Origin of the sequence: Bacillus sp. H1a, from assembly GCF_000633475.1 — a bacterium.
GTDB classification, from domain to species: Bacteria; Bacillota; Bacilli; order Bacillales; family Bacillaceae_G; genus Bacillus_A; species Bacillus_A paramycoides.
Genome location: NZ_AYMH01000007.1, coordinates 1 through 6,619 on the forward strand (window position 1 = coordinate 1; position 6,619 = coordinate 6,619).

The 6,619-nt window shown below is 34.5% G+C and carries 4 protein-coding genes and 3 pseudogenes; 4 read left to right on the forward strand and 3 right to left on the reverse strand.

The genetic code is table 11. The features are described 5' to 3' along the window. Positions 1 to 694: RNA-guided endonuclease TnpB family protein (locus tag U860_RS0103855; protein ID WP_025147466.1), on the reverse strand; the 694-nt coding region annotated here is incomplete at its 3' end. A gap of 203 nt (positions 695 to 897) precedes the next feature. On the opposite strand from U860_RS0103855, the pseudogene U860_RS31125 reads away from it, so the two are divergent. Both U860_RS31125 and U860_RS0103865 read left to right on the forward strand, forming a co-directional pair. Then, a pseudogene (locus U860_RS31125) lies at positions 898 to 1,586 on the forward strand (IS4 family transposase); the annotation flags it as partial. Between the two features lie 204 nt (positions 1,587 to 1,790). Next, positions 1,791 to 2,687, forward strand: a complete 897-nt coding sequence (locus U860_RS0103865) for a VanZ family protein (RefSeq protein WP_269431829.1) — start codon at positions 1,791 to 1,793, stop codon at positions 2,685 to 2,687. A gap of 364 nt (positions 2,688 to 3,051) precedes the next feature. Here U860_RS0103865 and U860_RS34885 read toward each other — a convergent pair. After that, positions 3,052 to 3,144: pseudogene (locus tag U860_RS34885) on the reverse strand (IS6 family transposase); the annotation flags it as partial. Positions 3,145 to 3,497: 353 nt separating this feature from the next. On the opposite strand from U860_RS34885, the pseudogene U860_RS36230 reads away from it, so the two are divergent. Continuing rightward, positions 3,498 to 3,746: pseudogene (locus U860_RS36230) on the forward strand (hypothetical protein); the annotation flags it as partial. A gap of 32 nt (positions 3,747 to 3,778) precedes the next feature. Here U860_RS36230 and U860_RS0103870 read toward each other — a convergent pair. Next, a complete protein-coding gene (locus U860_RS0103870) occupies positions 3,779 to 5,593 on the reverse strand; it encodes an acyltransferase family protein (RefSeq protein ID WP_025147468.1) in 1,815 nt (604 codons plus the stop codon). Positions 5,594 to 6,339: 746 nt separating this feature from the next. Here U860_RS0103870 and U860_RS0103875 point away from each other — a divergent pair. Further along, entirely contained in the window at positions 6,340 to 6,528 is a 189-nt protein-coding gene (locus U860_RS0103875) for a hypothetical protein (RefSeq protein WP_025147469.1), read from the forward strand. The last annotated feature ends 91 nt before the right edge of the window (positions 6,529 to 6,619 follow it).

Genomic DNA, 6,619 nt, shown 5'->3' on the forward strand with positions numbered 1-6,619 from the left:
GCTCTGAACCTTTCACACGTCTTGCTAATACTCGTTGTGCGTTTGCTAATCGGTCTAACATCTGACGATAAAAGCGAGGATAATTGGCTTTCTCATCTTCGCTACTCACGTACAATTCAGCCATTGCGAAATCTAATCCAACCACACTTTCTACTTCTTTTTGTACAATCTCTTTTTCATATTCAGTCAAGATGGACACATAGTATTTACCAGTAGGTGTCATAGAAATTGTACATGATTTGATGATATGGTTTTGCGGTATCTCTCTATGTTGCTTCAGTCGTACCATTTTCAGTTTCGGTAATTTAATATAACCATGAAATAACATAATATTTCCGTTAACTCTATTCGTTGTATAGGATTTTCTACTTTTTTTACTTTTGAATGCAGGAAAATCACTTTGACCACTAAAAAAATTCTTATACGCAGTTTGCAAGTTTAATTGAGCGTTTGCTAACGCTAATGAATCGACTTCCTTCAACCATTCATACTCTGCTTTGTATTTCGCAGGAGTAAGTAATTTTTGTTTCTTTAGTTCTCCCTTGTTCTCTTTGTACTTTTCATATACTTCTTTCCGTTCAGCCAGCATTTTGTTATACACAAAGCGTACACACCCGAAAGTTTTACGTATCAGATAGGCTTGTTCTTCTGTTGGATACAGACGAAATTTGTACGCCTTATTATACTTTTTCATATCAGTTCATCTCACTTTTCGCCTTGATTTCCCATAAACTGTTTTACTTTATCTATGGCGAACCAACAAAGGTGATAACATAACATGAACACTGCGTCATTATTATCTAATTTTATTGTTATACCAAACTTTACCTCTTATAAGACTGACTATATCAGAGGCAAAATAAATAGAAAAAACATTTTTTTGACTACACCAAAACCTTTAATAAGGCGGCCGTCCAACTTTTATAACACCTACAGCCGGACTATTAAGCAAAAAATTGGCCGCATCTATGCCGATTTCTTCTCCATACACCTCTGTTTTCAAGCGTATTCGTATTATTTTAGATTCAACTGCATTTAAACTCCCGGATGTATTTTCATCGGTTTATTCAGGTGCAGGAGGCTGCAGCCATACAGCGGGGATAAAAATTCAACTTGAGTATGATTTGTTAAGTGGACAGTTCCTTCATATTCATACAGGTCCAGGTAAACAACATGATCGTACTTACGGCTCTCTGTGTGCCCCAACTGTGACAGCGAATGATTTATGTATCCGAGATTTAGGTTGTTTTCATTTAAAAGACCTTCAATATATACAAGATAAAGAGGCCTACTATATCTCTCGTATCAAGTCGAATACACGTATTTATCAAAAAAATCCTAACCCTGATTATTTTCAAGATGGAAGAATTAAGAAAGGTACAGAGTATATACAGATAGATATGGAGACGTTAATGAATTCCCTTCAAACAGAACAAACATGTGAAATAGCTGATGCTTATGTAGGAATGATTGATAAAGTGCCAGCTCGTGTAATTGTTCATAGATTAACAAAACAACAGCAACAAAAACAATTACAAGATCAAGCTGTAGGAGAAAAAAAGAAAGGAATGACGTATTCTCCTCGCTTTGTTTTGCAAAATTTTAACTTACTTTTAAAAACTTTGCAACAGAACCGAATTACTACTTACACAGACATGGTTTTATTGTTATATTTAAAATGTGCGAATTTGTAAAAGTATCAATAAGAACAATTATTAGTAATAGGAGGTTTTATTATCAACGGAAAACATCGTAACATTACCCTCGCAATATTAGGACTATATTCCGTTCTGATTCTCTACTTTATGTTTCTTGGTTTCGATAGATTGGGATTAAAATATATTAACCATGAATATGAATTCCAGTTAATTCCAAGTAGTATTCCTTTGAGCTTGCCAAATATGGTAGATAGGGAAGATTTTAATCTATGGTTTTTTAATTTTGGAAATTTAACAGCATTCATACCTTTTGGGGTATTAATTCCTATGTTATATCGTTGTAGCTTTATTAGATTTATTACTTCATTCTGTATTTCTATTCTTATACTAGAAGTCCTACAAATGGTTACTTTTCTTGGTGGCTTTGACATTGATGATGTAATTGTGAATGCAATGGGTGCTACAATAGGTTTTTGTGCATATAAAATAGGATTTCGCTCTAATAATACTTTGAAAAACTTTATTATTACAGGTGTAACAGCATTTATCTTGACATTAGGAGTACTTGTAGTTGTAGGTGAAATTAATAAATCATTAGAAAAGGAACAACAATCCCCAAAAAATGGAACCGTTATAGCGCTAAATCAACTGACAGAAAGTACTGGATATGTACCGAAAGTTAACAATTCCACTAGCTTTGAAGTGGCTCATAAAAAAATTGAACCTAAATTAAATATGTTTAGTAGTAAAGGGACAAATTCTCAGCAATTTAAATACTTGTTAAAAGGTAAGTATGCAAAACTTTCGGGATATCTCGGTATCCCTGATAGTGCTAGCAAACATTCCGGTAAGATAATTATTTCTATTGATGGAAAAGATGTACAAACCCTTCGATTCTCTGAAGAAAGCATATCTACATCCACAAGTTCTTTTAGGATAGAGTTGGCTAAAGCAAATGAACTTAGTATTAAATTTATTGATACAGATGCATTGCTATGGGATGTCAAACTTACAGAATGGAAAAAATAATGAATTGAAATCCACTAGTTTAGATACTAGCGGATTATTTTATATGTTCAAATATCTAATTGAACAATTCTAGCCCTGCCAAAAGTGTTTATGAAAGGATCTAGGTTCTGGCGCAAACCTCGAATGCTGTCAAAATATACACAAAAATATGAGAGTAATTATGAACGTTCAATCTTTACAAAGTATAAAAATACGGATTTTTATATTGATTTCCGAATGTTATATTCTCATGAGAATATAACATTCATGTTGGATTATCTACGTAATCATTTTTGCACCAAAACCAATTATTTTACTTTATTGAACTACACCCACTTAAGACTCTAACGACCTGTTTAAAGTGGGGGATTCCTACGAACACTAAGACATCACGATAGCTTATAGAAAAACGATAGTAGTAGCACACGGCTACCAAAATAATATCTTTATTGAACTGTTTCCCTTTAAAATATCTTATTTGTGATTCTCCTTACTCTTTTTTCTAGAGGGTATTCTCATTTAGAAAACTTTGCACCAGAACCCTGTCCTCTAATGTTAAATCTTCTTTATGTTTAAATGTAAGTGAAATTATATTTTCCCCCTTCATCATGACTATAATTATCCAACCTTGATGTTTTCCTTATAATTCTTTAACTTTTCCCCTAGTTAACTATTAATTTTTACACTAGTAATATCGATATACAAGGAGAATCGCAGGTCCTGGTGTACACAATGACAATATTTTTTGCACCAGAACCAAAAATAAGCCCAAAGAATTAAATAATTCTTTGGGCTTATTTTTAAAGTTAGGAAGTTACATTCTTTCTTCCTATAAATAATCTCACAGAACAGGACCATCGACATGTAAAGCGACAGACACTTTTCCAAATCCGCAGGATTTCAAAACATTCGTCATGCCTCACGTATAATAAAAGGCATCGAAACCATTCATACCCTGTATAAAAAAGACAGAGTCTTCAACCAAACTTCGCTTTTTCGACGTATAATGAATTACAGAAATTATTGATGACTGCAAAAAATTTGTCTTCCTCAACCATAGATCTTTTACACTTCAGTTAATTTTGCAAAAGAAGTTAATAAAACATATCTAATTATTGATTCACCGCTTTGGCTACAAGTGCTGCGTATGCTTCTGCACCTACTTTGGTTAAATGCACACCATCAGGTGCAAAGTAGTCTCCCTTTCCAGCACTTGCTGCATACCAATCAACTAGAGTTATATTCGAATATTCAGATTCTAACACTTTTAATTTCTCATTCACGATTGATTCCCACGGACGTGGTACCCTCGTATTAATAAATATCATTTTACGTTCATTCCCAATCAATTTTATTAATGATACAAGTTGCTCAGTAGTAAAGGCTCCATTTGTACCTAATCCAATAATGACATAGTTTCCTAAATCCCCTTCATTCTTTAACTGTTCAACTACAGGAATCGCTTTTGACAGCTGGCGACCAATTTGTGCATCAATCTTAATATCCGGAAAAGTATTTTTTAAATACGGAGCAATATCAATCATAACGGAATCGCCTATTGCAGTAACGGTGAGAGCATCTTTAGGTTGCGCAGAGTTTACTTCTTTTGATTCTTCTTGATTTTGAGGCGTCTCTTGAGTTGGATTTCCCCAAACTGCAACTGGATGTTTCGCCGGTTGTATTTGTACTGCTTCCACCTTATCTAGTTGAGGATTCCCCTTAGCCTTACTAACTTTTGATAACCCTAAGACGGCTATCGACGAAACGAATAATGCACAAATTAAAGCTAACTTAACACCTAAAGCGACATTTTGAAGTCTTAAATTCTTAAACTGAATGTTTCGGAGCGCACCTTGTCGGATTGGTTTTTCAATAAACTTCCATGAAATTTGCGCAATCATTATAATCAGAAGAAATTGAAAAATTGCTCTTATTAGTGAAAAATCTCCAGCATTTACTTTTGGAGTCGTCAATGTAAGAATTGGATAATGCCAAAGGTATATGCCATACGACCTTACCCCTATCCAACGTAAAGGTCTAAATCGTAAAAATTGAGCGATACGGCTAGCTGGATGAGCAAGATTTGCCACTAACAATGCTGTTGCAATTGATAAGAGAACCATTCCTCCATTGTATAGAAACGGATCATATTGATTAGTCTTCCAAAACATAATCAAAATAACAATAAGAGCAGTTCCTCCCACTGCATCAAGAATGAGACGCGCCTTTGGAATAATTTTATTTGCAAGCCTATTGCTTGGCCAAAGTAAGGCAAGTGCCGCACCAATGAGTAAAGAAAAGGCCCTCGTATCTGTGCCATAATAGATTCTGCTCGGATCAGCTCCAGGTTCATACAAAATTGCCATCGCTAAAGCTGAAGCAGCAGCTCCCAGACAAATCAATAAAATCATACGGGATTGTTTTTTTATGTAGTAAAATCCTAAACTAATGATAAATGGCCAGACCACATAGAATTGTTCCTCAACTGCTAACGACCAAAAATGATTCAATGGAGAAAGCTGGTTAAAATTATCAAAGTACGATAATTTATGATAAATATACCACCAGTTACTAACATAAAATAACGCCGCTAATGAATCTCCACACATTTTTTCAAGTAAAGAGCTATGAAAAATTGTAATCCATGCAAACGTTATAACGAGCATAACAAACATTCCTGGAAGCAATCTCCTTGCCCTACTAAGCCAGAATTTCTTCAAATCAATTCTCTTATTTCTCTTCCACTCCATCGCTAGAATATCTGTAATTAAATAACCTGAGAGTACAAAAAATACAGCAACCCCTAAAAATCCTCCAGGCATCCAATTAAAATTAATATGATACAAAATAACACCTAGTATAGCTAAGCCCCTTAGACTGTCCAATCCGACCATATAACGACTATTTTTTTTAAAAGGTTTAGTCACCTACAATCACCTCTATTTCTTGGAAATTAGGTTAATAATAGCGGTATAAATTTCTATTAATTCCCTAAAATCATATAAACTAAACTATTACAAACATCATTTGGGAAGGCTCTCTTTTTTATAATTACATGCACAGTAACTAACACTTTATCACGTTATCTGGTTCTGTTGTGAAAATTTTTATATTAGGTGTTTTTGCCCATCCTCCCGAAAAAGGGGGTTCTGGTGCAAGCCTCGAATGCTGTCAAAATACACACAAAAATATGAGAGTAATTACGAACGTTCAATCTTTACAAAGTATAAAAATGCGGATTTTTACATTAATTTCCAAACAACTCATTCTCATGAGAATATAACATTCATGTTGGGTTATCTACGTAATCATTTTTGCACCAGAACCGAAAATCTTATGGATCATAAAGGATTTAAGAGCGAAGGGTGTACATAACAGCGCAGATAAGGTTGAAGAAACATACAAGTATATAACTCTAGCTAAATGAGGGAAGCCCTGCAGGGGATGCAGGGCAGTACTAAGATCATCGAGTTGTCGAGTTTATAAGAATTTCTTGGACTGCAATAAGTTTAACACACAATTTCCAAAAACTCTATATAAGGATGTTGCGAATCTGTGAACAAAGACAAACCTTCACTTGCCTGAATATTCAGATATCTAATAGTATCCCCCACCTAGCAAATGGGTTCCTGGATATTCCGATGCTCGAAAGCATCAAGAAAGGGGAATTGAGATGTTTCCATGTCTCGAACCAACATACTGCAATGATTTAGAAGGAAACAAGTACTTATGTAGATTTGAACATTATGAAGTGGATAGTCGTTTTGAAGGTGAACCGCCAGAATGGAAGATTGACATCATCGAATTAATGCCAATTATCCCTATCTATAAATGCTGGGGAAAAGGAATCAAAACAAAATAAAAAACCGCCCTATCCCTAGGACGGTTTGGAGAAAACACATTTAAAACGCTAACTACATTATACCAGGTTATGGTGCAAAAATCCCAAGACT